General features: G+C 62.6%; 21 protein-coding genes and 1 pseudogene. 11 read left to right on the top strand and 11 right to left on the bottom strand.

Annotated features, from left to right (window positions below; genetic code table 11):
* Position 1 precedes the first annotated feature (1 nt).
* From B5E41_RS10550 to B5E41_RS10530, 5 genes are all read left to right on the top strand, one after another.
* Entirely contained in the window at positions 2 to 1,036 is a 1,035-nt protein-coding gene (locus B5E41_RS10550) for a Gfo/Idh/MocA family protein (protein ID WP_088393370.1), read from the top strand.
* A complete protein-coding gene (gene apnL / locus B5E41_RS10545) occupies positions 1,033 to 2,877 on the top strand; it encodes a D-apionate lactonase (RefSeq protein ID WP_088393368.1) in 1,845 nt (614 codons plus the stop codon). Before B5E41_RS10550 ends, apnL begins: the two co-directional genes overlap by 4 nt.
* A 55-nt stretch (positions 2,878 to 2,932) precedes the next feature.
* Positions 2,933 to 3,937, top strand: coding sequence for a dihydroxyacetone kinase subunit DhaK (locus B5E41_RS10540; protein WP_088393366.1), 1,005 nt, complete (start codon positions 2,933 to 2,935; stop codon positions 3,935 to 3,937).
* A gap of 3 nt (positions 3,938 to 3,940) precedes the next feature.
* Positions 3,941 to 4,603, top strand: coding sequence for a dihydroxyacetone kinase subunit DhaL (gene dhaL / locus B5E41_RS10535; protein ID WP_088393364.1), 663 nt, complete (start codon positions 3,941 to 3,943; stop codon positions 4,601 to 4,603).
* 190 nt (positions 4,604 to 4,793) lie between these two features.
* Positions 4,794 to 5,690 (top strand): universal stress protein, encoded by an 897-nt coding sequence (locus B5E41_RS10530; protein WP_088393362.1) that lies wholly within the window; start codon positions 4,794 to 4,796, stop codon positions 5,688 to 5,690.
* Positions 5,691 to 5,858: 168 nt separating this feature from the next.
* On the opposite strand, the gene B5E41_RS10525 is transcribed toward B5E41_RS10530, so the two are convergent.
* The gene (locus B5E41_RS10525; RefSeq protein WP_088393360.1) at positions 5,859 to 7,052 is read right to left on the bottom strand and encodes an MFS transporter; all 1,194 of its coding nucleotides are present in this window, start codon (positions 7,050 to 7,052) and stop codon (positions 5,859 to 5,861) included.
* 100 nt (positions 7,053 to 7,152) lie between these two features.
* Positions 7,153 to 7,848 (bottom strand): NUDIX hydrolase, encoded by a 696-nt coding sequence (locus B5E41_RS10520; protein WP_088393358.1) that lies wholly within the window; start codon positions 7,846 to 7,848, stop codon positions 7,153 to 7,155.
* 128 nt (positions 7,849 to 7,976) lie between these two features.
* On the opposite strand from B5E41_RS10520, the gene B5E41_RS10515 reads away from it, so the two are divergent.
* The gene (locus B5E41_RS10515; RefSeq protein WP_088393356.1) at positions 7,977 to 9,011 is read left to right on the top strand and encodes an SPFH domain-containing protein; all 1,035 of its coding nucleotides are present in this window, start codon (positions 7,977 to 7,979) and stop codon (positions 9,009 to 9,011) included.
* Positions 8,998 to 9,936 (top strand): diacylglycerol kinase catalytic domain-containing protein, encoded by a 939-nt coding sequence (locus B5E41_RS10510; protein WP_088393354.1) that lies wholly within the window; start codon positions 8,998 to 9,000, stop codon positions 9,934 to 9,936. Before B5E41_RS10515 ends, B5E41_RS10510 begins: the two co-directional genes overlap by 14 nt.
* 20 nt (positions 9,937 to 9,956) lie before the next feature.
* Here B5E41_RS10510 and B5E41_RS32145 read toward each other — a convergent pair.
* Positions 9,957 to 10,568 (bottom strand): annotated as a pseudogene (locus B5E41_RS32145) (AAA family ATPase).
* Between the two features lie 896 nt (positions 10,569 to 11,464).
* Positions 11,465 to 11,905: a GFA family protein gene (locus B5E41_RS10500; protein WP_088393352.1), complete on the bottom strand. Its 441-nt coding sequence runs from the start codon at positions 11,903 to 11,905 to the stop codon at positions 11,465 to 11,467.
* Between the two features lie 2,617 nt (positions 11,906 to 14,522).
* Between B5E41_RS10500 and B5E41_RS10480 the strand changes: the two genes are divergently transcribed.
* Positions 14,523 to 15,602, top strand: coding sequence for a YihY/virulence factor BrkB family protein (locus B5E41_RS10480; RefSeq protein ID WP_088393346.1), 1,080 nt, complete (start codon positions 14,523 to 14,525; stop codon positions 15,600 to 15,602).
* A 137-nt stretch (positions 15,603 to 15,739) separates the two neighbouring features.
* On the top strand, positions 15,740 to 17,023 hold the full coding sequence (locus B5E41_RS10475) for a cystathionine gamma-synthase family protein (RefSeq protein WP_088393344.1): 1,284 nt from the start codon (positions 15,740 to 15,742) through the stop codon (positions 17,021 to 17,023).
* Positions 17,024 to 17,072: 49 nt separating this feature from the next.
* On the opposite strand, the gene B5E41_RS10470 is transcribed toward B5E41_RS10475, so the two are convergent.
* The 3 genes from B5E41_RS10470 to B5E41_RS10460 all read right to left on the bottom strand — a co-directional run bounded on the left by B5E41_RS10470 (position 17,073) and on the right by B5E41_RS10460 (position 19,290).
* Complete coding sequence (locus B5E41_RS10470) at positions 17,073 to 17,486, bottom strand: cupin domain-containing protein (protein ID WP_088393342.1); 414 nt, start codon at positions 17,484 to 17,486, stop codon at positions 17,073 to 17,075.
* A gap of 139 nt (positions 17,487 to 17,625) precedes the next feature.
* The gene (locus B5E41_RS10465) at positions 17,626 to 18,390 is read right to left on the bottom strand and encodes an SDR family oxidoreductase (RefSeq protein ID WP_088393770.1); all 765 of its coding nucleotides are present in this window, start codon (positions 18,388 to 18,390) and stop codon (positions 17,626 to 17,628) included.
* A 438-nt stretch (positions 18,391 to 18,828) separates the two neighbouring features.
* Positions 18,829 to 19,290 (bottom strand): cupin domain-containing protein, encoded by a 462-nt coding sequence (locus tag B5E41_RS10460; RefSeq protein WP_088393340.1) that lies wholly within the window; start codon positions 19,288 to 19,290, stop codon positions 18,829 to 18,831.
* A gap of 110 nt (positions 19,291 to 19,400) precedes the next feature.
* Between B5E41_RS10460 and B5E41_RS10455 the strand changes: the two genes are divergently transcribed.
* On the top strand, positions 19,401 to 20,384 hold the full coding sequence (locus tag B5E41_RS10455) for a LysR family transcriptional regulator (protein WP_088393338.1): 984 nt from the start codon (positions 19,401 to 19,403) through the stop codon (positions 20,382 to 20,384).
* Between the two features lie 11 nt (positions 20,385 to 20,395).
* Here B5E41_RS10455 and B5E41_RS10450 read toward each other — a convergent pair whose 3' ends face one another.
* Genes B5E41_RS10450 through B5E41_RS10440 form a run of 3 tightly spaced genes read right to left on the bottom strand, consistent with a single transcriptional unit; the run spans position 20,396 to position 23,503 of the window.
* A complete protein-coding gene (locus B5E41_RS10450) occupies positions 20,396 to 21,595 on the bottom strand; it encodes a thiolase family protein (RefSeq protein ID WP_088393336.1) in 1,200 nt (399 codons plus the stop codon).
* A complete protein-coding gene (locus B5E41_RS10445; RefSeq protein WP_088393334.1) occupies positions 21,573 to 23,084 on the bottom strand; it encodes a class I adenylate-forming enzyme family protein in 1,512 nt (503 codons plus the stop codon). Before B5E41_RS10445 ends, B5E41_RS10450 begins: the two co-directional genes overlap by 23 nt.
* A 2-nt stretch (positions 23,085 to 23,086) precedes the next feature.
* Positions 23,087 to 23,503 (bottom strand): acyl-CoA thioesterase, encoded by a 417-nt coding sequence (locus tag B5E41_RS10440; RefSeq protein ID WP_088393332.1) that lies wholly within the window; start codon positions 23,501 to 23,503, stop codon positions 23,087 to 23,089.
* 53 nt (positions 23,504 to 23,556) lie between these two features.
* Between B5E41_RS10440 and B5E41_RS10435 the strand changes: the two genes are divergently transcribed.
* Positions 23,557 to 24,525, top strand: coding sequence for a zinc-dependent alcohol dehydrogenase family protein (locus tag B5E41_RS10435; protein ID WP_088393768.1), 969 nt, complete (start codon positions 23,557 to 23,559; stop codon positions 24,523 to 24,525).
* A 106-nt stretch (positions 24,526 to 24,631) separates the two neighbouring features.
* On the opposite strand, the gene B5E41_RS10430 is transcribed toward B5E41_RS10435, so the two are convergent.
* Positions 24,632 to 25,507 carry a LysR substrate-binding domain-containing protein gene (locus B5E41_RS10430; RefSeq protein WP_088393766.1) on the bottom strand — a complete coding sequence of 292 codons (876 nt, stop codon included), beginning with the start codon at positions 25,505 to 25,507 and terminating at the stop codon, positions 24,632 to 24,634.
* Between the last annotated feature and the right edge of the window lie 104 nt (positions 25,508 to 25,611).

Raw genomic sequence — 25,611 nt, 5'->3', positions numbered from 1 at the left:
CATGACCGAATTGAAAGGCGCGTTGATCGGCTGCGGCTTCTTTGCGATCAACCAGATGCATGCCTGGAACGATGTCGAAGGTGCCGAGATCGTCGCGATCTGCGACCGCGATCCCGAGCGGCTGAAGCTCGTCGGCGACCAGTTCGGCATCGAGCGGCGCTATAGGGATGCCGAGGCGATGTTTGCCGATGACGGCTTCGATTTCGTCGATATCGCCACGACGGTTCAGAGCCACCGTGCGCTGGTAGAAATGGCGGCCCGAAACAAGGTGCCGGCCATCTGCCAGAAGCCCTTCGCTAAGACGCTTTCGGATGCCAAGGCGATGGTCGAGGCCTGCCGGGCCGCCGGCGTGGCGCTGATGGTGCATGAGAATTTCCGTTGGCAGACGCCGATCCAGGCGGTGCGCAAGGCGCTCGATGCCGGCGCCATCGGCACGCCCTTCTGGGGCCGATTCTCCTTCCGCTCGGGCTACGACGTCTTTTCCGGCCAGCCCTATCTCGCCGAAGGCGAGCGCTTCATCATCGAAGATCTCGGCATCCATACGCTCGATATCGCCCGCTATATCCTCGGCGACGTCAATTCGCTGACGGCCCGCACCAAGCGGGTCAACCACAGGATCAAGGGTGAGGATGTCGCGACCATCCTGCTCGATCATGAGAACGGCGCGACATCCGTCGTCGACGTCAGCTACGCCACCAGGCTCTCGAAGGAGCCCTTCCCCGAGACGCTGATCGAGCTCGACGGCTCCGAAGGCACGATCCGGCTGACCCAGGGCTACGGCCTCGAGATCACCAACGGCAGGGGCACGACCGTCATGGATGTCCCGCCGAAGCTGCTGTCCTGGGCCTCGCGGCCCTGGCACAACATCCAGGAAAGCGTCTATGCGATCGAGCAGCATTGGGTCGACCAGCTCAGGCGCGGCGCGGAGCACTCGACCTCGGGCGCCGACAATCTGAAGACCTTCGCCCTTGTCGAGGCCGCCTATGACAGCGCCGCGCGCGGCCAGACGATCGATGTCCGGGCGATGCTGCGATGACCGCCGATGCGTTTCAGCTCTACGGCACCCGCGCTGGGGAAAGGCCGCCGGTCCGCTTGACGGCGGAAAGGCTGACGGCCGATCTCGCCGACGGCAACCTTCGTACGATCCGCTACGACGGCGTCGAGGTGCTGCGGGCGATTTCCTATCTCGTCCGCGACCGGGACTGGGGCACCTACAGCCCTGAGATCACCGACCTCAGGATCGAGCAAGGCGAGGATCGTTTCGAGGTCGCCTATCTCGCCCGCTGCGAGGGGCCGGAAGCGACGACGCTCTCCATAGAGGTCCGCATCACCGGATATCGCGACCGGCTCGATTTCGAGGCCGAAGCCATCTCAGGGACCGGCTTCGAAACCAATCGCTGCGGCTTCTGCATCCTGCATCCGATCGTCGGCGTGGCCGGTTCGCCGGCGGCGGTCGAGCATGTCGACGGCCAGATCGCGGCGACGCGTTTTCCCAATGTCATCGAGCCGTGGCAGCCCTTCAAGGATATGCGCGCCATCACCCATCAGATCATGCCAGGCGTTACCGCGGAATGCCGGATGGAGGGCGACACGTTCGAAATGGAGGATCAGCGCAACTGGTCGGATGCCTCCTACAAGACCTATGTCCGGCCGCTCGCTTTGCCCTGGCCTTACCAGATACCGGCGAACCAGCCTGTCCGGCAGAAGACGTCGCTGATCATCCGGGATATCAGCAGTTCCGTCGCGCCATCAGCCGCGACGCAGAGCAGCGTCATAAGGCTCGAGCTCGGTACGCGAACCGGCACCATGCCCGAGATCGGCTTGATCGTGACGCCCGAGGAGGCCGAGGCGACACTGGCGGCCGGGCCTCTCCTGTCGGAGATCGCGCCTCGCGAGCTTCTCTTCCATTTCGATCCCGACGCCGGGCATGGCCCCCACGCATTGAAAAACTTCGCCGCGATCGCGGCTCTCCATCCTGGCCGCTCGACGCTGGAGATCGCGCTCCCTTGCAAATCGTCGCCGGCAGTCGAGGCAGCCGAGATCGCCCGGCAGATGCAGCAAGCCGGATTCAAGCCGGATGCGATCCTGATGTCGCCTTCCGTCGACCGGCAATCGACGCCGCCCGGCAGCAAATGGCCGGACTGCCCTCCCCTCGAAGAGGTCTATGCAGCGGCCCGCGCCGCCTTCCCCGGCATTCGCATCGGTGGCGGCATGCTCAGCTATTTCACCGAGCTCAATCGCAAGCGCGTGCCGGCAGGTGAGATCGATTTCGTCAGCCATTGCACCAACCCGATCGTGCACGCGGCCGACGATCTCAGCGTCATGCAGACATTGGAGGCGCTGCCCTTCATCACGCGCTCCGTCCGCGCGATCTACGGCGACAAGCCGTATCGCATCGGCCCGTCGACGATCCCGATGCGCCAGAACCCCTATGGCAGCCGCACGATGGACAATCCGTCCGGCGGGCGCATTCCGATGGCCAATCGCGATCCCCGCCACAACGGCCGCTTCGCCGAGGCCTTCGCGCTCGGCTATGCGATCCGGGTGCTGGAGGCCGGCCTCGAATGCCTGACGCTTTCGGCGCTGACCGGTCCTTTCGGCCTGATCGCCGGTCCCGATGAACCTGTCGAGCAAGGCGGGCGGCGGCCGCTCTTCAACACGGTGCGGACCTTGTCGGCCTTGGCGGGTGCATCCTGGCAGGAATGCCTCTCGTCTTCGCCCTCCGAAGTGCTCTCTTTCCTGGCGCGGGATGCCGCAGGCGCCAGGCTCTACGTGGTCAATCTCACGGGCGAAGAGCGAAGCGTCGGCGGCAGCGCACTGGCCGAAGAGCTGCAGCTTGCGCCGTTCGCGACGGCCGCCTTGCCGCTGGCGGATTGACCTCTGGCCCGCCCGCCGCATCTATGCAGTCGGAGCTCGTTTTGGGAGGATCGGCGTGAAGACGAAGAAGCTTATCAATGCAGGCGCGGATGCCGTCGATGAGATGCTGCAAGGGGTTCTCGCGGCACATCCCGAGCACCTCTATGCCGTGGACGGCGTGCCGCGCGCCATCATTGCCAGGAACGGACCGCGCAAGGGCAAGGTCGGGCTGGTGATCGGCGGCGGCTCCGGGCATGAGCCGACATTCCTCGGCTATGTCGGCAAGGGGCTCGCTGATGCCGCCGCGATCGGCAATGTCTTCGCCTCGCCGCCGCCCGATCCGATCATGGCCTGCGCCAAGGCCGTCGACGGCGGCGTCGGGGTGCTCTTCATGTACGGCAATTATGCCGGCGACGTGATGAATTTCGACATGGCGGCGGACATGCTGGCGCTCGACGACATTACGGTGCGCACCGTGCTGACCACCGACGATGTCGCGTCCGCCCCGGCCGATCAGACGGACAGGCGGCGCGGCGTGGCGGGCAATGTGTTTATCTTCAAGGCCGCCGGCGCAGCCTGCGATCTTCTTTATTCCTTCGACGAGGTCGAGCGCGCCGCCCGCCATGCCAATGCGCGCACCTATACGATGGGTGTTGCGCTCTCGCCCTGCTCGCTGCCCCAGACCTTGAAACCGAACTTCCAGATCGGCGAGGAGGAGATGGAGATCGGCATGGGCATCCACGGCGAGCCCGGCGTGGCGCGCGGGCCGCTGAAGACGGCGGATGCCGTGACCGACGAACTGATGGACAATCTTCTCAGGGAGATGAAGGCCGAGCTTGGCGATCGTGTCGCCGTGCTTGTTAATTCGCTGGGCTCGACGCCGATGATGGAACTCTACATCATGATGCGGCGCGTCAAGGCGCGGCTCGACGAGGCCGGGCTCGTCATCCACACATCGCTCGTCGGCAATTACTGCACCTCGCTCGAAATGGCGGGCGCGTCCATCACGCTGATGCATCTCGACGACGAGCTTCAGCGGCTGATCGATCATCCCTGCGATTGCGCCATGTTCAGGAGGTGATCGATGACCATCGCAACCGAGGACCTGCAGCGCCTGTTTGCCCTGATTGCTAGGGATATCGCCGCGCGACGCGATCATCTTTGCGAGCTAGACGGCGCCATCGGCGACGGCGATCACGGCCTTGCCATGGATGCGGGCTGCGAGGCGGCGGCCAAGGCGGTCGCCGCGCTCGACCGGGCGCAGACTGCGCCGACCGCCGTCTTTAACGCGGCGGCAAAAGCATTCCTGAATACGGTCGGCGCGTCATCCGGCCCGCTTTATGCCACAGCCTTTATGCGCGCCGGCGCAGCCGTGAAGGACAAGTCTGAACTCAGTGATGACGACTTCCTGCGCGCTTTCGCGGCGCTGGCACAGGGCATTCAGGAGCGCGGCAAGGCCGAGCCCGGCGAAAAGACCATGGTCGATGCCTGGAAGCCCGCAGCCGATGCCGCGCTCGCTGCCTGGGCGTCCGGCACGCCCCTTTCCCAATCGCTCGACATGGCCGAGCAGGCAGCGCGCCAAGGCTGCGAAGCAACCAAGGATATGACGGCCGCCAAGGGGCGATCATCGCGGCTCGGGGAGCGGGTGATCGGGCATATCGATCCCGGTGCCGCATCGGCTGCGATTATCATCGCGTCGATCGCAAAATTCGTGGAGCAACATGATAGTTATCGCATCGATATGTAATGATTACCGGCAAAAAGGGCCCGCTTGCCGGGACAGCCTGTGGCAGCGATCACAGCATGGGGCTACCACCGTCTCGCACCGATCTGTTCAAGCCTCTGCGTGTTGCGGGCCGCCAGGCGCGGGCGTATGATCAAGCTGAATTTCGGATTGGACCAAGAGCGATGCGGGAGCATCGCGAACGGAGGTCCTGATGAACACCTCACCTTCAGACGGCCGCGACACAGAAGCGTTGCCACCCGCCGTGAACTCAGCCCGTCGGGTCCACGAGTTGACCCGTCACGCTGAAGTCATCGCCTTGCTGCCCGACGCGGCAAGTGCTTGGATCTGCCTCGATATCGCGGTAGACGCCGCTCAAGCCGTCAATGGCCGCATGGCGGCCGCCCATGTCGGTGCGGATCCGGAACGGATGGTGGCTGCGCCCGAAGAAATCGACTTGCAGATGCTGCGAGACATGAACGAGGGTTCGCCACAGCAGCGCCTTGAGCGGGTGATAAGCGTCTTCGAGAACTGGAAAGAGGCCAATCCGAGCCGAAGCGACCTGCTGCTTGATGATTGTCGCGGTGATCTCGGCCGCTGCGTCACATCGGAATGCCACGAGAGTGCACTCGTCGTCACCCCATGCCACGGCAACATGGATGCCCGCGATGCGTTCCACGACCTGCTTTTCAACGAACGCAAGCTCGTGCTCGTGCCGCCTGCAGGCCGCTATTCCGGCCATGTCCTGCAGCATGTCTTGATCGGTTGGAAGCCGCACGGGCATGCACAAGCCGCCATCGTCGCGGCAAGACGTTGGCTGGCGGTGGCGGAGCGAGTCACCGTTTTGTGCGTCAACGACAAGCCCGACGGCAGCTATCAGTTTACCGCCAGGGAACTGATTACGCAGCTCGGCCTGAAAGGGGACATCGTCGCGATCCGCTCCGAGGATCGTCCGGTTGCCGAGGCCATTCTCGATTTTGCGGGTTCCGTCGGCGCAACCTGCCTGCTGATCGGCGCTTTCAAGCATGCCTATTTCCTCGAACTGCTTCTCGGCCGCGTCACTCGCTACCTGCTGTCGCACGCGAGACTTCCCTTGATGATGAAGCATTAGAGAGGCGCGATTTTCGATCCCGCCGTGGATGGCGATTTTCACGCGTGCCTTTCCAAGAAACCGCGGCGAACACTCCCCCGCTGCTCTGTGCCCCGATGATTCTGAGCCGCGAAGTGCTTATGCCTAGCGACGGTCGCGAAGCTGCGCAGGTTCAGATCTCGCATGGGACTATTGCGACCGCTTTGACCGCGTCTCCCGACGCGCTTCCCTTCGAGCCAGGAGAAAGATCGGAAGAGATGCAAGCTGCGCCGCTGCGACGAACGCGGCAAGCGCAAGCGTCGAGCGATCATAGAGCAATCCCATTGCGACGCTGCCCAGCAGCCAACCTCCACCATAGGCCGAATAGAACATGCCGAACCCCAGACCCCGACGCCCTTCCGGGAGCAACCCGGCGATGATCGCCTTCATCAGCGTGTCCTGCACCGCGTAACCGATGCCCCACAATGGCATTGCGATGACAGCCATCGCGAAGCCGCCCTGGAGTAGAACCGGCGCGAAGCAAGCAGACAGCACGATCCCCACAGTGAGCGCCACCTTATTCGACCAGTCGTAAAGCCTGCCGAGGATCAGGTTGGCAGCCACCCCTGATCCGGTGGAGAAGGCAAGCAACACCGGGATCCATTCAGGCGGGACGGTCCGAGTGCGCTCCAGATGGTATGCTCCGAGCTCGTAACTGAGCAACCCGGCCGCAAAGAGCGCGCCGGCGCCCATGTAGAGCCAGTACGGCAGGCCTAGCGTTTTCGCCGTGGCGGTGCGGCCCTGCTCCAATCGCTCGGGAACGGGGAACGTCAGCCGCGCAGCGATGAGTGCCGTGATTGCAAGCACAACAGAAATGGTTAGCAGGGCGTAGGCGGTTCGATAGTCGCCACGCAGGAATAAAATGAGAGCGGCAATCAATGGCCCCAGCGTCGCCCCCGCCTCGTCGAGGGCGGTATTGAGGCCGAAGGCCCAGCCTCGCCCAAGTTCGCCGGTGGTATAGGAGATCATTGTCTCGACCGTCGGCTTGCGCATGGCACGGCCAACCCGTTCGGCAATGATCAGGGCCGCCGCAAGCTCCCAACTCCCGGCCAGTGCCATGGCGGGTACGGCGCAGAGATTGATCGCGTAGCCGGCAAAGGTAACCGCCCAATAGGCGCGGCTCCGGTCGGCGATCCAGCCGGCGACGGGCCGCAGCGCATATCCAAGGAATTCCCCTGTGCCGGCAATGATGCTGATCGCAGCGGCACTCGCCCCCAGCATTCCAAGGAACTGACCGTTGATCGCCGCGCCACCTTCATAGGTGAGGTCGCCGAAAAGATTGACGACTCCCATGATCAGCACGAAGCGCAGAGCGGACGAACCGCCACCATCGAGCCCTCTCATATGCGACTCCTTCTACGGCATCGATTGCGCGGACGTTGCTCGTCTCTTCGACCGGCAGACGCAGCAGCGTCTTAACGCCTGATCCCTCAGGATGCAGAGATCAAATTCTGCGGTCGAAGAGCACCAGCGACCGGGTGTCCTTCAAGCGGAAGACCTGTGCGGGCCGATTGCTGGCCCGGCGCATCTCGCCTTCGACGGGCTCCAGGAAATCGGCTTCCGCCATGCGCTTTCGAAAGGCCGATTTGTCGAGCTTACGGCCGAGAAGGCTCTCATAGACCGATTGCAGCTCGCTCAATGTGAAACGGACCGGCAGCAGATGGCCGGGCAGGCTCGAATATTCGACCTTGCTCCGGATGCGGCCGAGCGCCTCCTTGAGGAGGGACGCATGGTCGAAAGCAAGGGACAAGCCGACGCCCTCGCCTTCGATCGGTCGCCATTCGGCCTCCTCGGCCAGCGCATCCTGCCGCTCTGCGACATCATCGGCCGAAAGCAGCGCGATGTAAACGATGCTGATGCTCCAGCCTCTTGGGTCTCGATCGCGGCTTCCCGTCGTTTGCAGCTGTTCGAGATAGGGTGTTTCGACGCCGGTCTTTTCCTTCAGCACCCGGCGCGCCGCAGCCTCCAGATCCGCATCTTCATCAATATGGATCCAGCCGCCGGGCAAAGCCCAGTCGCCGGCAAAGGGGACGCTTGTCCTGCGCACGAGCAGCACGGAGAGGCCAGCCGGCGCCAGGGAAAAAATGGCGAGATCGACGGTCGCGATCGGTTTGAAGGCGTCATTGTCGTGTGTTGTCATGGTGGGAAGATAACATGCCCCGGCCTTAGTGTAAATCGTCAACTAAGTTAGTTGACATTTGTCACTAAGTTATGTTTTCTGTTTTCGACACGAGCGAGGGGCTCGCGCCAGGAAACGGGAAAACGGATATGTTCGGACTGCGCTTTATTAAGACGGAACCCACGCAATACGTCATCCAATATCAGAACGGCAAGGCCGTTCGCGAGGGCGCCGGCCTTGCCTTCTGGCATTTTTCGCCTTCGAGCTCCCTCGTGCTCGTGCCGACGGCCAGCGTCAACGATCCTTTCATCTTTCCTCTGGTGACATCAGACTTCCAGGAGGTGACGGTGCAGGGGCAGATCACCTACCGCATCGCCGAGCCGCGCCGCACGGCGGCACTTTTGAATTTCACGCTCGACCGCCGGGGCCACTATGTCTCGGAGGACCCGCAGAAGCTTTCGACCCGCGTGATCGACCGCGTTCAGGTGGCGATGCGCGCCGAAGTGCAGACGCTGTCGCTCAAAGAGGTTCTTGCTTCGGGCGAGGCGCTCGTCGCCGGCGTGGCCGACGCGCTCAAGGTGCATCCGACGATCGAGGCGCTTGGCTTGGAGATTCTCGGCCTGTCGCTGCTTGCCGTCACGCCGAAGGCCGAGACATCAAAGGCGCTCGAAGCGCATGCCCGTGAAGCCCTGCTGCGGCAGGCCGACGAAGCCATCTATAGCAGGCGCAACGCCGCGATCGAGCAGGAGCGGACGATCAAGGAAAACGAGATCGCCACCGAGATCACGCTGGAGAACAAGAGACGGCAGGTGCGCGAAGCCCAGATGGAGGCCGAACGCGCCGTGCAGGAACGGCAGCTGCAGATCCGCCGGGAAGAAATGGCCGGCAAGATCGCGCTCGAAGAGCAGAACCGTGACCTGGTGACGCTGGCGGCGACCAATGCGCGGGCCGAGGCCGACGCCCAGGCCTATGCGCTGACGGCGATGATGAAATCCTTCGAACAGGCCGATCCGAAAGTGTTGCAGGCGCTCGCCTCGGTCGGCATGCAGCCGGGCCAGCTGATGGCGCTCGCCTTCCGCGACCTTGCAGACAATGCGACGAAGATCGGCCAGCTGAACGTCTCGCCCGATCTTCTCCGGGAGATCTTGCAGCCGCAGGAGGGCAAGGACCGTGCCGGTCTCTGACGAACGCAAGATCATCCTGGTCGTCAGGCCGACCCGGCTCGACGAACTCATCGCCCGGTTCAACACCGTGCAGCAGGCGCAGTTCTATGTCGAGCATCTCGGCGCCGACTTCAGCGATTATCTCGCCGAGAAGAAACAATACGAAACGGCCATCGACGAGGTGGAAGCAAGCCTGCGTGCCGTCGCCCGAGTCCAGCGTCTCGACCGCCGGTACCTCTCGAGCTTCATCTTCGCTCCCGACGATGTCGTCGTCGTGCTCGGCCAGGACGGATTGGTCGCCAACACGCTCAAATATCTCGACGGGCAGCCGGTCCTCGGCGTCAACCCCGACCCCAAGCGCTGGGACGGCCCGCTGCTGCCCTTCAACCCGAAGAGCCTTCGGAGAGTGATCGGCGAGGCGCTGAAAAACAAGCGGCCGATCAAACATGTCAGCATGGCCAAGGCGACGCTCAACACCGGCGCCGTCATCCACGCGGTCAATGATCTCTTCATCGGCCCGCAAAGCCATGTCTCGGCCCGTTATATCCTGCAGGCCGAGGAGCGCTGGGAACACCAATCCTCGAGCGGCATCATCGTCTCGACAGGCATGGGCTCCACCGGCTGGCTGAAGAGCCTCTATTCCGGTTGGCTCGGAGCCGCAAGCGCGCTGGGTTTCGAGCCAGCCGACCGGACGATCGACATGTCCTTCGCCTGGGATGCGGATTACCTGCGCTACTTCGTCCGCGAACCCTTCCCCAGCCGCACCACCGGCACCACCATTGTCGCCGGCATCGTCTCTAAGGACCAGCCGCTCACCATCGTCTCCGAAATGCCGGAGCACGGGGTGATCTTCAGCGACGGCATCGAGGCGGATTTTTTGGAGTTCAACGCCGGGACGCGGGCGGAGGTGACGTTGGCTGAGCGGCAGGGGATGTTGGTGGTGTGAGGGAGTTGAGGTTCGGATGATTATGGTAGGGTAATGATACCGGTATCCTGGAGCGAACCGAGATCGCCGGCTGTTACCTTTAAGATATAATCGTGAATCGCTGCTGCGCTCGCTTCCGCCGTCTTTGAGGTGACATCCAAATTCAGCGTAAACGGGTGTTGGGGAGCGAGGACCTGGGCTCTTCTGCTTTTCTCCCTCGATGCCTGTGCATCAATCGACTTCAACCGATCGCGACGCGCCGGTGTGGCAAGGCGACGTGCCAACTCCTCCTCGTCGCAGAGCAGCCTCACGGGGACCAGCAGCGCCTCGCATTCTCGGGCCGCGCCGGCAATCTGCTGGAACGTGCGATTGCTGCGCTCATCACCTTCTATGCCGGCATGCGTGAAAATGAAATTCGCCGAAGGAGGACCATAGGCGACGATCGCATCCAGGACGGCTTGGCGAACTCTTCCGGTATATTCCCATATTCCATTCGGGAGAGGCGTGGTTCCGTCATCGTCAAGCAGACGCAGTATCGGGTTGTTGAACTAATGATTATCAATAACCTTTGCAGTCAGGAGCGGACTTAGTTCTCTCGCGATCGTCAGCTTTCCGACGCCGGGAAAGCCCAAGAGGAGAATGAATAGCTTCATCGGGCTGTCTTCCCTATTCACAGCTGACTTCTCGAACCTCGCAGTCACTGCAGTGGACGATTAAGAGGCGGTGCCGATTTGGTCGGTGTCACAAGATCATAAAGAGTAGCGCGGTTTCGAAAAGCCGTCGCTCCCTTTGGTTGTCTCAAAGGATCGTCAAACGTTGCCATGTTGGTAACCGCCTTGCCGCCGGCATCGTCTCCCAGGATCAGCCGCTGACCAGCGTTTTCCGAAACGCCTGAACACGGCGTCATCTTCAGAGATGGCATCGAAGCGGATTTTCTTGAGTTTAATGCGAGGAGACGGGGTGGTGATGCCGGCTGAGCGGCAAGAGGCTTCCGCTGGTGTTGAGGGCTAACACCTTAATTTGTCCAGCTTTGATATCGAAACGGAAGTAATGTAAGGATTTAGTTCCTTTACTTCTCCGCCCCTCGTACGTCGTTCCAGTTACTGTCACTTTTGTGTGGGGAACGAGGAACTCTCCCATCGATTGAGATGAGCGGCGGCTGCTGCCAAAGAGTGTCGGCCATATCGACTGTGCTCAGGAGAGCAGCGAGCGCGCCGAGGTTGATTGAATGCCAGGAGCGGCGCTGCGGCGTGTCCTCCGAGGCTTCGGTCTTCGGCCTCCGCGCCTCGGATGAGGGATGTTGGGAATGCCGCGCCTAGGAGGCTTGGTGGGCCGCAGTCGAGGCGGGCGCCGGATGATTTTGCGCGGAGGCTCAAAGGCGTTGCAGGTTGCGCGACGCCCAAAAGAGCCTCACCCTGAGGTACCTCCTAAGGGGCCCTCGAGGCGGAGCGGGTGCGCAGGTGTCAGATGACAAGCAGTGGCGTTGCCGCACGCTCCGCACGGGCTGCCGAGGAGGAGCTGCCCGCGTGGCGCACGGCCACCAAGGCCGCTAGCCGCTGCCCTGCTCCTTTTCCGCAGCCGCTGCCGAAACCAGCCCGCGTTGCGCGTGCTTCATCCCATCGGGAAGCTGAAGCCAATCATGCCTGGACTCCTCGTAGACGGAAACCAGTGGCGGTGGAAATGCCGGATCGGCGAAGGCGCCGACGGCGACGACGCAGAGGTCGGGATTGAAATCGCCCTCCCAATACACGGACGTGCCGCAGTTCGGGCAGAAGTGGAAACGCACCTTGCGCCCTTGCGCGGCGTCCCGCTCGAAGATCCTGCGATCTCCCTCGATCATCACTTCGGCCTTCGCGAAGATCGCACCGCTTCCGGCCACGGCGCCCGTTCTGCGCTGACAATCGCGGCAGTGGCAGATGCTCACCGTGAGCGGATCGCCTGATGTCTCTGCGCGGAGTGATCCGCAATGGCATTGCGCAAGCCTGTTCATTCGTCACCTCGGTTGCTTTTTGCTCATCTTGTGCATTGTCGGTTAGGGCGCTGCGTCTCATGAGAAGTGTAGGAGGCTATCGCGCCGGCGCTCAAGCGTCCTCAAGGGGGGCGTAGGGTGCGTGTCGCGTCGAGTAGATGCAAGGAGCGGCGTTGCGGCGTGTGCTTCGAGGCTCCGCCCTGCGGGCTGCGCACCGCAGCATGATGGATGGTGGAGGATGCCGCGGTCGACGAGAGGCATTGGAGTGTGTCGCGGCGCCCACGAGAGCCTCACCCTGATGCGCCCCGGCGAGGCCTCGAAGGGCTGATGGGTACGATATCCATCTGGCAGAAGCCCGGCGCGGGAGAGTGCGCCGGGCTTCAATAGTGACCGACAGCATGGGAGGAGGAGTGCTGTCCATCGGACCAAAGCAGCTAGGAGGGGCAGCGCTTCGGCCCGTCACGAGGTAGTGCCGCAATGCGGCGAATTCAAGCCGGCTGCGCCAATATCGCACAGGTGATGTTGCGGACGGGAGAAGTGGTGCGGCGCAGCTCCCTGTCTGCTTGGGCGCGGCGTTGTCCGCGGACAACGTAGCGACATATGCTTCTTGGGGAGTGCTCCAGTTTGAATGGCGTCGTGCGAAGGAGGTCCGCATGCGGGCTTAGGTGATGAACCCGTCAGACGAGTTATTCGCTTCTGCTCTTGACCTGCTGGCTCCGGCTTGTTCGAGTGCCTGCAGAACTCAGAAGGCGTCGGGAGGAGCGGCGGCGAATGGATTGCTTCGGACAGCTCCGCGGTTGGGTCATGCCGTTCATCCTCCGGACCGAACCAAAATCGAAACCATTTGGAGAGATCCGCATATGGCAGTTGCTCGAGCTTATGCCTGATCAATGCTCCCTTCCGTCGCAGGTGTTCGATCAGGAGAGACGAGTTTCCGACTATTACTATGACGGCATCAAACGACATGGTGTGCTCTGGCTGCAATTCCAGGATCTCCAACTCGCGATCGCTTGGGATGAAGTCCACACAATAGAGCCGGTCGAAGAGCACGCTCTATTCGCTCAAGTGCGACTTTACTTCGGCTGCCCCCTTCGGCGCAGTCGCTAGCTGCCTCTGAGCTAAACTTCGAAACTGAGCGACATCGTAATTGCCTATGCGGAAGACGAGGGCGGCGGGACCGCGCATTGAAAGTGCCGCCATGTCGGCTCGTTCTGAGGCAGAGTCTTAATTCGGACACGGCATGAGCTGGCACAAGCCAGGCCCGATCGGCTGGTTGTCCGCGGACAACGGACAGCGATATGCCAGTTCGCGAGCCATGCAGCCGCCGCCAATGGCAACGCGATCCACAGGTCGATCCATGTCTTGAGCAAGAAGCGTCCGAAGGTTAATGTCTCGGCTAGGAAGCTCATCCGAACCTGCTGCCGGGTTGAAGGGCGTGCAGAGTTTCTCGACGACCATGTTCACCAAGGTCGAAGTGTAATCGGCAGACTTCGGCCGGAACATTGGATCGTCATATGCTGAACCCATCTGTCAGGTTCTCGCCTTCGAACGTCGCCACTTTCAAGAAAGCCTAGCGGGGTCAATATCCCAATATCAAGTCATCGCACCTTGATGAGGCGATCGCCGCGTCTTTCGGCTTCAAATCCTATGCGGCGATGCGTCCCGTGTTGTATCAGCTCGGCGCCTACGCCAGGCTAATCGTCGTTGTCGACCACTTGTTGCTTCTGCTTCGTCTGGAGGAGTGCATCTCTCCTGAGTCGCTGCGCCGTCTCGTCTGGAGCGTCGAGTTCCCGGATGATCGATATGATGACGATGTCGGGCAGATGATACGAATGCGCAGGAGGCCTACGGCTGCCAATGCTGATTAGCCGGTCTGTCCGCCGCTGAACTTACCGGGAAAGCCGGCGATACGCCTCGCGGCATCTGCCGCCCGCAGTGAATGGTGGTCCGAGCCATCAGTGGCGGTCGGGACTGTCGGCAGCAAATCGGCGCCGCGTTCTGATCGCCGGTCTCCAGAGGCGGTGCCCATTTCTTCCTTCGCAGCGTTGCATCCGGGTGTGTGGATGGAGCGGGAAGGCGGACTGGCGCCCGGGTACGGACGCTGTGCGATCGTAGAGCGTTCTGAATGAGAAAGCCGGCCCATACCGACCGGGGCCAATCTTTGCCGTGGACAACGGGGGTGGCTATTGTCGGCCATTGCCGTCGGCGTATGGGTGAGACAGGGCAAATGCATCGGCAGGTTTGTCGTTCAGGCGGTTCCGCGAATGCTTCTGCCGGTCTCCAGGAAGCGCCAGTGCGAAGACGGCAGGCGAATTCGGGGTCCGAAATCGATCTCGATGGGGCGTCTGGCGGCCGAATCTGCCGCTTCCGGCGCCGCGAAGTCGCCATGACGGCGACAGTTCCAAATAGCCCTGTGCTGCAGTAGCGAAACCAAAAGCCGGCTTTGCTTCCGTAAGCTGATTAAAAATTAATAAAATCATCTGTTTATAATATCAGGAGTTGGAGTCAGGCATCGCCGTCGCGGCCTCTTGGCCGCAGCGGCCCCCTCCCCTCCCCGGAAATCTCCGCAAGAAAGCAACAGCTTGCATCCTTTAGCGGCACCCGGCGTTATCCCCGAAGCAAATCGGAGGATAGAGTAATGGCTGATGTGCTCCGCCTCAAGGGATATCCGCTCGCTGCGGCGATGATGGCGGCTGCTGTGGGCGCGTTTGTGTTGCTGCAGGCAACGCAGCGCAATTCGCAGGCGCCTTCTGCCGCGGTCGCCCCATCGGGTGACGATCATGGGCGCAGCGCGGCGACGCCCGAGGCCATCCCGATGAGCGGCCTTCGCGATGTGTTCTGGCGCGTCTTCCATGAGGTCCTCGACGACCGGGTCACCCTCATTGCCGCGGGCGTAACTTTCTATCTGCTCCTGGCGCTGTTCCCGGCCCTGACGGCCTTGGTCTCGCTGTACGGCCTGGTGGCCGATCCGATCACCATTTCCGAACATCTTCGCGAGCTCGCCATCCTCCTGCCGCCCGGGGCCTTCGATCTTCTTGCCGATCAGCTCAAGGCGCTTGTGGAGAAACGCGACAGCACGCTCGGCATCACCTTCTTCGTCGGTCTCGGCATTGCGCTGTGGAGCACCCATAGCGGCACCCTGGCAATCTTCGATGCGATGAACGTCGCTTATGAGGAGAAGGAGAAGCGCAGCCTGGTGCGGCTGAACCTGATCGGCCTCTGCTTCACCCTCTGCGCAGTTATCTTCGCGGTCGTCGTGGTAGCGCTCATGGGCGTGATGCCTGTCGTACTCTCCTATCTCTGGCTTGATCAGTTCAAGGAACATATGGCGCTTCTCTTGAGATGGCCGCTGCTTCTGCTTGTCATTGTCGTGGCCGTAACCTTGGTCTACCGCTTCGGTCCGAGCCGCGAGCCCGCGCGAGTCCGGTGGATGACCTGGGGTGCGGTTCTGACCGCGCTCGCCTGCGCCGGCATGTCGCTCGGCTTCTCCTTCTATCTCGAGCATTTCGCCAATTACGACGCGACCTACGGTACGCTCGGCGCGCTGATCGGTTTCCTCATCTGGATCTGGCTTTCCGTGGTTATTCTCATCGTCGGAGCGGAGCTTAATGCCGAGCTGGAGCATCAGACGGCGCGGGACACGACGACGGGCCACCCGCTGCCGATGGGTGCGCGCGGCGCCTATGTCGCCGATACCTTAGGCGAGATCGTGAGTTGAGCGTCTGAGCACGAGGCCGAAAAGTGTGAGCGGTTCTTGGTACGACATTATGCTCCACTCTTAATTGAGCAGTCTCGATGACTGCTCCTCGATTTGATGTATCCTGTCCTTCGGCAGGTTCGACAGAGGAGACGATCATGACCGCCCCGCATCCTTCCAAAACCCATATCGGCAATCATGCGCTGCATCCCGAAACGCAGATGCTGAACTACGGCTACGATCCCGAACTTTCGGAAGGGGCGGTCAAGCCGCCGGTGTTCCTGACCTCCACCTTCGTCTTCAACTCCGCCGAGGATGGCAAGGATTTCTTCGATTATGTCTCCGGCCGCCGCGACCCGCCGGCGGGCAAAGGCGCCGGTCTCGTCTATTCGCGCTTCAATCATCCGAATAGCGAGATCGTCGAAGACAGGCTCGCTGTTTATGAGCGGACGGAAAGCGGTGCGCTGTTTTCCTCAGGCATGGCGGCGATCGCCACGACCCTGTTCGCCTTCGTCCGGCCGGGAGATGCGATCCTGCATTCGCAGCCGCTTTATGGCGGCACGGAAACCTTGCTGGCAAAGACTTTCCTCAATTTCGGCGTCGCCGCGGTCGGTTTTGCCGATGGCGTCAGCGAGGCATCGGTGCAGAAGGCGGCGGATGAGGCGGTCGGCAAGGGCCGCGTTTCCGTCATCCTCATCGAGACGCCCGCCAATCCGACCAACGGTCTCGTCGACGTCGCGATGATCCGGCGGGTGGCCGATGCGATCGGCGCAAGACAGGGGCACGTGCCGGTCGTCGTCTGCGACAATACGCTGCTCGGGCCGGTCTTCCAGCGGCCGATCGAGCATGGCGCCGATATCTCGCTTTATTCGCTGACCAAATATGTCGGCGGCCATTCCGATCTGATCGCCGGCGCTGTCCTCGGGCGCAAGGCTGTCATCAAGCAGGTCAAGGCGCTGCGCGGCGCGATCGGTACGCAGCTTGATCCGCATTCCTGCTGGATGCTCGGCCGGTCGCTCGAAACGCTGCAGCTACGCATGGAGCGGGCGAACAGCAATGCGCGGACGGTGGCCGATTTCCTGCGTGATCATCCGAAGGTGGAGAAGGTCCATTATCTTCCCTATCACGATCCGGACTCGCCCTCCGGCCGCACCTTCGCCGCCCAATGCACCGGCGCCGGCTCGACCTTCTCCTTCGATATCCGCGGCGGCCAGCCGGCCTCGTTCAAATTCCTGAACGCGCTGCAGGTCTTCAAGCTCGCCGTCAGCCTCGGTGGCACGGAGTCGCTCGCAAGCCACCCCGCCGCCATGACGCATTCCGGCGTGCCGGCCGATGTCAGGGAGCGCATTGGCGTGCTGGAATCGACAATCCGGCTATCGATCGGCATCGAGCATCCGGATGATCTGATCGCCGATCTGGAGCTGGCGCTGCAGGCTGTTTGACGCGGCGCACGGAATCGATGCCCGGCGCCGCCGGGCATCGAGGACGAGGTTACTTGTCGTCGGTCGTCAGTTCCGTCTCGTCGCTATTGAGCACGAACACCGCAAGCAGGCGCGCCGGCTTTGTCTTGCTGGCGTTCTTGCTGACGGCGTGATGATCGCCGGGAAATTCGGGAAAGCTCTCGCCGGCCTTGTAGATCTTCTCCGGCCCGTCATTCACCTTGCTGGTGATCGCCCCTTCGAGAACGGTGGCGTAGATGAAGGCCGACTTCGGGTGCGTATGGCCGGGCGACTGGCCCCCCGGCTCATATTCCACCAGTACGGCCTTCATGCTCTTGCCGGGAACATTGGGCAGCTTCTGGTCAAAGACAACGGTCACCTTGGCTTTGCCGCCAGCGGCGTCAGCCTGGGTGCTGGCGGCAAGGACAAGCGCAAAGGCCGCCGCTGAGATGATTTTCCTGAGCATGTCTGGTCTCCTCGGTTGCTAGGGCAATTCCAGTGCGAGCGGTCTCGCCTGGAATTTCTCAAATCATTGCTGAGGGCGGCTCTCCGCTGTGTGAAAGCTGAGCCGCTCCAGGAGTGGGTGGACAAGCGCCGGGTCGATATCACGCGCTCTTTTTCTGGGGCGGCTGCTGGCGCAGCCAGTCGTCGAAGCGGATCTTGCCGAGCCTGGCATTGGGACCGGTTACCAGCGAAGTGTCATCGAGCTCGACGCCGAAATAGCGGGCGTGCGGATCCGTCATCACCTGGCGCGGATCGTTCGTCGCCTTGAAGAGGCGCGTGACGATATCGGTCAGGCGGATTTTCTCGGGGCCGCCGATTTCGATCGTGCCGTTGACCGGTGCTGCAAGCGCCACGTCCGCCATGACATCGGCGACATCGTCCGAGGCGATCGGCTGAAGATATGCCGGCGACAGATGCACGGTCTGGCCGACCGTGTTCGACTGGGCGATGCCGGCCATGAATTCATGAAATTGGGTGGAGTGCACGATGGTATAGGGAATGCCGGAGCTCTTGATCAGCTGCTCCTGGGCCATCTTGGCGCGCATGTAACCGCTGCCCTGCAGCCGCTCCATGCCGACGATCGACAGCGCGATGTGGTGCTTCACGCCGGCTGCAGCCCCCGCCTTGAGCAGGTTGCGGCCCGAGGTCTGGAAGAATTCGAGCACGGCCTGGTCTTCGAAGGAAGGCGAGTTGGCGAGGTCGAGTACCACCTGCGCCCCGGCAAGCGCTTCAGCGACGCCCTTGCCGGTGATCGTGTCGACGCCGGAATTGGGCGAGGCCGGCAAGACATCGTGTCCCTTCTTGCGCAACCTTTCCACCGTCTTCGAGCCGATGAGGCCGGTTCCGCCGATAACGACGATCTTCATGGTAATCTCCCTTGTCCTTTGCGAGGAATGTCCTCTGTTGATTTCAAGATGGGTCGCAAACCGCCTCTTCAGCAGGGCAGGCGACTTGATCGGCATGAGGACAATCGCCACGCGGATTCCAGCGCGGCCGACCACAGCCGACGGCCAAGAGAATGCGCCGGATCAGGGGCTCGAACCATTCTCTCTCGGTCGCTGTCGTCCTATGCCAAGGCAGTAGCGCAACTCACCTGCGGTCGAGGTGTGCCGCCGGAGTGGAGAAGGCTGATGTCATCCGGCATCGGCCGGACGTGCCGTCGGCGGAGATAACCGAAGCTGAGGATGTCATCACGATCGCCAAAGCCTGCCGCCTTCGCCACGGAGCAGAGGCGTTCAAGCGTTGGTTGCGGGGTGGGAGAGGCGATCGGCGCACTGTGCAGTCGTTGATGCAGAGTGCCGTTGTCAGGACGCCCGGGCGGCGTCCCAATCCGGCGGCCCGCGAAATTCGATACCATAGCGTTCCGCAAGCTGGAGCAACTGATCCATATGCTCCGGTAGGCGCGGAGCCTGCACAGCGGCCTCGGTGAAGAATTCTTCCATGCCGCCCGGCGTCAGGATGGTGAGGTTGCGTCCTGGAGACGCGCTTGCCACCCGAAATGTGTGCGGCACGCCACGCGGTAGGAAAATTGATCTGCCCGCAGGAACCGGAACGATCTCGCCGTTCAGCCAGAACTCGTAATCGCCTTCGATCACATGGATCACCTCGTCCTCATTGTGATGGATGTGGACGGGCGGCCCGCCGCCGGCAGGCACGGTGCCTTCAAAAACGCCGACAATTCCACCGCTCTCAAATCGCCCCACATGTATGGTGTAGGCCGTGTCCATCCAGCTTACGGTCCGCCCGATGCCCCCAGCGATGTTCATCGCAATTTCCTTCCGAGGTTGAATGGAATAGAGTTTTATACTGCTGTCCAAAACTATCGCCGGAAGCAGATGCCCGGAAATTGAATGATCATATAAGGGATATTGAGTTCGTGAATTTCTCGGCCCTCGATCTCAATCTGCTGCGTGTATTCGACGCCATGATGGCGGAGCTCTCGACGGTGCGAGCCGGCGAGCGTGTCGGCTTGTCCCAGCCGGCCGTGAGTTCGGCGTTGGGGAGACTGCGCGCGCTCTTGGACGACGAATTGTTCGTACGGGAAGGCAATCAGATGATGCCGACGGCGCGGGCGCTCGAGCTGCGTGAACCGATAAGGCAAGCCCTGGCCGGCATGGAAGAGGCGTTGGCGACGAACGCTGCGTTCGACCCCGCTACCTCGACCCGATCCTTCACGCTGATCGGATCGGACTACTTCTCCTCGCTGTTGATGCCGCCGCTTGCTGCACGCGTGGCCAAAGCGGCGCCCTCCATCACCCTGCATATGATCGATCATGCTTCATCGGAAGTCTTCGAGATGCTGCGTGACGGCCGCGCTGATATCGTTATCGATCGCTCGCTCGAACCGCCTGAATGGATTATGAGCCGCAAGCTGTTCCAATCATGGCTGGTATGCATTGCCAAGCGAGGACATCCGCTCCTTGCCAGCCATGGCGTTTCTCCAGGAGACACCATACCGGCGGACGTCTTCTGCGCTGTTCCCCACGTCCTGCGCTCGGCCGATGGCAGCAGGATGGGGACGATCGATCCTTCCCTTGCACGCCTGGGTCTCGCCAGGCGTGTCATGGTCACGGTGCCGCATTTTCACGCGGTCGCTCTTGCCGTTGAAGCGAGCGAGATGCTCGGAAGCATTCCGGTTCATTTCGCCCGCATGTTGACCGGTCGACTGATGCTCGACGTGTTCATGCCCCCGATGGAATCGCCGAAAATGGATGTCACCATGTATTGGCTTCGTCGTTTCGATCGTGACCCCGGGAGTGTGTGGCTTCGGGATCAGATCGCGGGCGCCCTCGCCGCGCCGAAGCCGATATCGACCGAGCCAGCTCACAAAAGGATTGAATCCGGCAGCGCACGTGCCTGAACGGCCTCTTCTCAGAAAAGGCGGACGGCCTCGAAAAGCGCCGTGAGCCCGATGCCGCCACCGATGCCGATCATGGCGAGGCCGGTGGCGGCGGGCCTCCGGCCATCCCTGCGGATGAGCTGGCTGTAGAGCCGGGTGACCAGGATCGCGCCGGAGGCGCCGAAGGGATGGCCGAGCGCCAAGGCGCCGCCCTCCTTGTTGACCGCGTCGGCTGATATATCCAGCTGATCGAGCGACGCCAGAACCTGCGCCGCGAAAGCCTCATTGAATTCGATGGCGTCGATCTTCGAGAGCAAGAGGTGGGGCTGGCGCTGCAGAAGCTTACCCGTCGAGGCGACCGGACCGATGCCGAGCAGGTTGGGATCGACGCCAGCGGCGGCGCTGTCGATGAAGGCGAGGCCTTTTTCGATGCCGAGGCTTCTGGCCATGCCGCGGCTCATGACGAGCACCAGGCAGGCGCCGTCATTCACAGGGCAAGCATTGCCTGCTGTCACGGAGCCATCGGCGAGGAAGACCGGCTTCAGGTTTGCGAGGGCCTCAAGCGAGGTCGTCGGGCGCGGACATTCGTCCCGCTCCACCAAACCGCCGGCGGTGGCGATCTCGACGATCTCCGGCCGGAAGAGGCCGGCCTCGGCCGTCTTGACGGCCAGCCGGTGGCTACGCAGGGCGAATTCATCCTGCCGCTGGCGCGAGATGCCGAATTGACGAGCGACATTTTCGGCGGCGACGCCCATCTCGGGATCGCCGATCGTTTCGGGGGAGAAGCGCGCCCGTTCGTAAAAGCGCGGCAGGGCGCCATTGGCTTTCGGCCTTTCGACGCGCCATGGGGCCGTGCTGACGCTTTCGACGCCGCCGGCGAGGAAACAGGCACCCGCCTTCGCCTGAATCAGCCGGGCGGCCAGGATGATCGCTTCTAGGCCGGAACCGCATTGCCGATCGATGGCGACACCGGGGACGGCCATCGGCAGGCCGGCGTTGAGCGCCGCCAGCCGGCCGATATTGCCGCCGCCGCCGGCGGCATTGCCGACCAACACGTCGTCGATGGCATCGGGCGCAACGCCAGTTTCCGCGACGATCCGGCGAATGATCGGGGCAAGCAGATCTTCGGCCGCAACCGTCGAAAGAGAGCCGAAGGCCCGGCCGATCGGCGTGCGGTAGGCGGCGACCACGACCGGCTGCCAATCCTCGTCAGGCTGATAGGCGTAGGACAAGACCATCTCCCGAAATCACCGATGCTTCCACCTGCCCGCGCGCGATCTTGCCGCTGCTCGTCATCGGCCAGGCGTCGATATGGTGGAACTGCCTGGGGATCTTGAACCTTGCAAGCCTGCCTGCGCAATGCTCGGCGAGCATTTTCGCATCCGTCGCCTCGCCCGAGACGACGGCGACGATCCTTTGGCCGTAATAGGCGTCCGGCAGCCCGAAGACGACGGCATCTTCGACGCCGGCGCAGGTTTTCAGCGCACTCTCGACCTCGGCGGGATAGACGTTGTTGCCGCCCGTGATCATCATGCCGCCTGCCCGGCCGATCACCCGCAGCATGCCGTTTTCATCGATCTCGCCGAGATCGCCGACCGTCGCGCCAGCCGGGGTAACGCGGAACGCCTGACCGTCGTCGCCCCAGAGATAGCCATTCGCAATCAGGTCGCTGTTGACGAAGATGGTGCCGGGCACATCGGCGCCGACGTCGTTTCCCTCAGGGTCGCGGATGGAGATTTCGACGCCGGGATAGGCCTGCCCGACTCGGTCGATCGGAAAATCCGTCGCGCCGCCGGCAAGCGTGGAGACGGTCATGAAGCCGATCTCAGAGGCGCCGTAATATTCCCGGATGCGTGCCTTTGGGAAAAGGCGGCGCATGGATTCGACCTCGTTGAGATTGAGCTTGGCGCCGGCGGTCAGCACGTCGCGCAAGGAATCCATCGGCGCGCCCGTCCATGCCCGGGCGATGCCTGCTATATGGGTGGGCACGGCGACCAGCCGTTCGATCCCGGAAGAGAGAATGCGCGCGACCGCGCCGGCATCCCATTTGCCCACCGAATGAAAGGTTGCCCCGGCATCGAGTGCCTCGACGAGTGCGTAAAGCGCCAGCCCATGCGCGAGCGCTCCCGGGCACAGGGTCGAGGGCGCATCCTGGAGTTCGAAAACGAGACGTCCCCGGTCGAGGCTCCGGCGCCACTGCTCGCACGAGCGGTAATAGGCCTTCGGTTCGGCTGTCGTGCCCGAGGTAAAACCGATCAGGAAGATGCCGTCGGCATCGGCCGGAAGGCCGTCTCCCGTCGCGGCGAGGCCAAAGGGCTCCGCGCCGGCGACGATCACAGGAATACCGAGACTGCGGCCGATCTCGGCGCTCGGGCTCGCGGCATCGTCGACGACGAGCAGGTGAGGCGCCAGCCGCTCGACGATGCGCTCGATCCTTTCGGCCGGCATCATCGGATCGATGACAGCGCAGGCATTCGCCAGCGCGGTGGCGGCGACGAAATATTCGGCAAAGGCGATGTGATTGCCGAGGCTGACCGCCACGAGCTTCTCGACGCCGGGCAGATCGAATGAACGGTGGTTCGAGCGCGCTTGGATAAACCGGTAGATCGCGCCGGCGCGGCTATAGAGTTCGCCATAGCTCAGCGAGCGGCCGTCGATCACGACCGCCGGCTTTTCCGGTCTCTTCGTGGCGTGCCGAAGAAGTTCTGCGTGGATCGGCATGGTCAGCCCTGCGACAAGGCGGCCCTGGTCGCCTCCGGGATCGGCGTCGGGCGGCTGTCAAAGAGGCCGACGCAGACCCAGACGAGGCCGGCCGAGGCGCAGTGTGCGCCGTCGCGCTGGCGATAGAGCTCGATCGTAAAGGAGAGGCTCGACCGCCCGATCTTCTCGACCTTGACCTTCGCCTCGACGATATCGTCGACATCGATCGGGCTGTGAAAGGTGATCTCCGCCTTCTTGACGTGATAAGCCACACCCGAGGTGGTGTGGCGGAAGTGGCTGAGGATCTCACGGTGGCGCAGCAACTCGACGACCGCATCCTCGCAATAATCGAGATAAACCGAGTTGTGGACATGACCATAAATGTCGATGTCTCGCATCGAGACCCGGAACGATGCTAAAGGCCTGTCGTCAACGCTCATTCGATCACCGAAATTTCGACGGCGTGTTCTAACCGACTGTGTGGGGGATGCAAATGCAATATCAGGCGGTCGTGCGAAAATTCGGGCCGGCCGAGGAGGTCGTCGGGATCGAACGGGCCGAACTGGCGCCGCTCTCGCGCGATCAGGTTCGCGTGCGCCTGCTGGCGCGCTCGATCAATCCCTCCGATATCATCACCATCTCAGGCGCCTATGCCGGTCGTACGACCTTGCCCTTCATCCCCGGCTTCGAAGCCTTCGGGGTGGTCGAGGCGTGCGGCGAGGAAGTGCACGGACTTGTGCCGGGAACGCGCGTGCTGCCGGTGCGCAGCGCCGGCGGGTGGCAGGAATTCAAGGATACCGATCCGAGCTGGTGCCTTCGCGTACCCGATGCGCTTTCCGACTTCCAGGCCGCGACCAGCTACGTCAACCCGATGACTGGCTGGCTGATGCTGCATAAGAAGATCGGGCTGAGACCCGGCATGCGCATCGCCATCAACGCCGCCGCCTCTTCGATCGGATCGATCCTGATCGGCATGGCGAATGCGGTTGGCGTGGAACCGATCGCAATCGTCCGCAGCGAAGAATCTCTCGCGCGTCTGCGTGGCCGGCTAGAAGCCGTTATCGTCGACAGGGCGGACGGCGATCTCGTCACCGGCCTCGCTGGCCGGCATGGGCTCGACGCGGTGCTCGATTGCGTCGGCGGCGCCCGCGCCTCGATCCTTGCGGATGCGCTGAGGCCCGGCGGGCATTTCCTGCATTACGGCCTGCTTTCGGGAGAGAGCATCCAGCCGTCATTCTGGGCCTCCCATCCCGACATTGCCTTTTCCTTCTGCCACCTCAGGGAGTGGGTCCATTCCAAGACGATTGGCGACGTCCAGCGCGCCTATGCAGAGGTGGCGGCGATGATCGCCTCCAAGGTGATCGCGACCGAAGTGCGGGAGGTCTTTCCTCTGGAAAAGATCGGCGAGGCGCTGCGCGCCGCCCTGCCCTTCCGGACGGGTGGCAAGGTGTTGCTGGCGTGACGGGCAAGTGCGGCTCTCCAACGCTCCTCGGAGGGCGGCCGGCATTCAACGCGGGTTGAGATGATCGAGGCGCTGGAGGGCTAGCGCCCTGCTTTCATGCGGCGCTTCAGGAAAGCGACAACTGGGTCGCGCACCAGTCCCAGACCGCATCGACGGCCTTTCGCGGCGATGAGGAGCGTTTGCGCACGAGGAAGTAATCGGATCCGATGGTCGCGGTCGCATCCGTCACCCGCACCAGCCGTCCTGCTTCGAGATCGGCCATGACGAAGGCGCGGCAGGCGAGGACGACGCCCTGGCCGGCTAGCGCGGCGTCGAGCGCCAGGGTCGTATGGTTGAAGGCCGCGCCGGGCAGCTTCTCGCGCGTGCGCAGGAATACCGGCCAATGATCGTGCGAGTCGTGCAGAAGCGGCAGTTTGCGAAGTTCTTCGACGGTCAAGGGCAAGCTCAGGCCTTTAACCAGATGCGGGCTTGCGACCGCGACCAGCTCCTGGCGGAACAACATCTGCGCCTGCAGGTTTGCCGGAAAAGGCGGGCGGGTGAGGCGCACTGCGATATCAACCTGGTCGCGGTCGAAATCGGCGAGCGTCTCGGTCGCGACCGTCCTCAGATCGATGTCGGGAAGAGCGGCATAGAGCTCCGCGAGCCGCGGGATCAACAGCCTGGTGGCGACCGTGGGAGTGGCGCTGATCGTCACCATTTCAGGCCGGTCGAGAAGCCGCCCCGTCGCATCGGCAAGCATGTCGAAGGCGCGGGTCACATCCGCCAGATAGGCCGTGCCATAGGCAGTGAGCGTGAGGCCGCGGGCAAGGCGTTGAAACAGTCTGAGGCCGAGCTGGTCTTCCAGCGCGCGAACCTGCTGCGCGACCGCCCCTTGCGTGACGCCGAGCTCCTCGGCGGCGGCGCGGAAATTCAGCCTGCGGCCCGAGACCTCGAAGGCGCGCAGGGCATTCAGAGGCGGCAGCGTGCGGCGGGATTGGGTCATCGGCATATCCAGTAGATTTTCTACAGTCTGGCAGCTTTCATTCTCGCGCGAAAGTCCCGAAGGCATCTGTCATAATGCTGCGCAAAATCAGCTGTCGGAGGTCT

Source organism: Rhizobium esperanzae, assembly GCF_002204185.1.
GTDB lineage: Bacteria > Pseudomonadota > Alphaproteobacteria > Rhizobiales > Rhizobiaceae > Rhizobium > Rhizobium esperanzae.
This window is presented reverse-complemented; position numbering and strand designations above follow the sequence as displayed.

Bases quoted from the DNA above. Each gene is read 5' to 3' on its own strand.
- B5E41_RS10550 (WP_088393370.1), top strand. From the start codon at position 2: ATGACCGAATTGAAAGGCGCGTTGATCGGCTGCGGCTTCTTTGCGATC.
- apnL (WP_088393368.1), top strand. From the start codon at position 1,033: ATGACCGCCGATGCGTTTCAGCTCTACGGCACCCGCGCTGGGGAAAGG.
- dhaL (WP_088393364.1), top strand. From the start codon at position 3,941: ATGACCATCGCAACCGAGGACCTGCAGCGCCTGTTTGCCCTGATTGCT.
- B5E41_RS10530 (WP_088393362.1), top strand. From the start codon at position 4,794: ATGAACACCTCACCTTCAGACGGCCGCGACACAGAAGCGTTGCCACCC.
- B5E41_RS10525 (WP_088393360.1), bottom strand. From the start codon at position 7,052: ATGAGAGGGCTCGATGGTGGCGGTTCGTCCGCTCTGCGCTTCGTGCTG.
- B5E41_RS10520 (WP_088393358.1), bottom strand. From the start codon at position 7,848: ATGACAACACACGACAATGACGCCTTCAAACCGATCGCGACCGTCGAT.
- B5E41_RS10515 (WP_088393356.1), top strand. From the start codon at position 7,977: ATGTTCGGACTGCGCTTTATTAAGACGGAACCCACGCAATACGTCATC.
- B5E41_RS10500 (WP_088393352.1), bottom strand. From the start codon at position 11,905: ATGAACAGGCTTGCGCAATGCCATTGCGGATCACTCCGCGCAGAGACA.
- B5E41_RS10480 (WP_088393346.1), top strand. From the start codon at position 14,523: ATGGCTGATGTGCTCCGCCTCAAGGGATATCCGCTCGCTGCGGCGATG.
- B5E41_RS10475 (WP_088393344.1), top strand. From the start codon at position 15,740: ATGACCGCCCCGCATCCTTCCAAAACCCATATCGGCAATCATGCGCTG.
- B5E41_RS10470 (WP_088393342.1), bottom strand. From the start codon at position 17,486: ATGCTCAGGAAAATCATCTCAGCGGCGGCCTTTGCGCTTGTCCTTGCC.
- B5E41_RS10465 (WP_088393770.1), bottom strand. From the start codon at position 18,390: ATGAAGATCGTCGTTATCGGCGGAACCGGCCTCATCGGCTCGAAGACG.
- B5E41_RS10460 (WP_088393340.1), bottom strand. From the start codon at position 19,290: ATGAACATCGCTGGGGGCATCGGGCGGACCGTAAGCTGGATGGACACG.
- B5E41_RS10445 (WP_088393334.1), bottom strand. From the start codon at position 23,084: ATGCCGATCCACGCAGAACTTCTTCGGCACGCCACGAAGAGACCGGAA.
- B5E41_RS10440 (WP_088393332.1), bottom strand. From the start codon at position 23,503: ATGAGCGTTGACGACAGGCCTTTAGCATCGTTCCGGGTCTCGATGCGA.
- B5E41_RS10435 (WP_088393768.1), top strand. From the start codon at position 23,557: ATGCAATATCAGGCGGTCGTGCGAAAATTCGGGCCGGCCGAGGAGGTC.
- B5E41_RS10430 (WP_088393766.1), bottom strand. From the start codon at position 25,507: ATGACCCAATCCCGCCGCACGCTGCCGCCTCTGAATGCCCTGCGCGCC.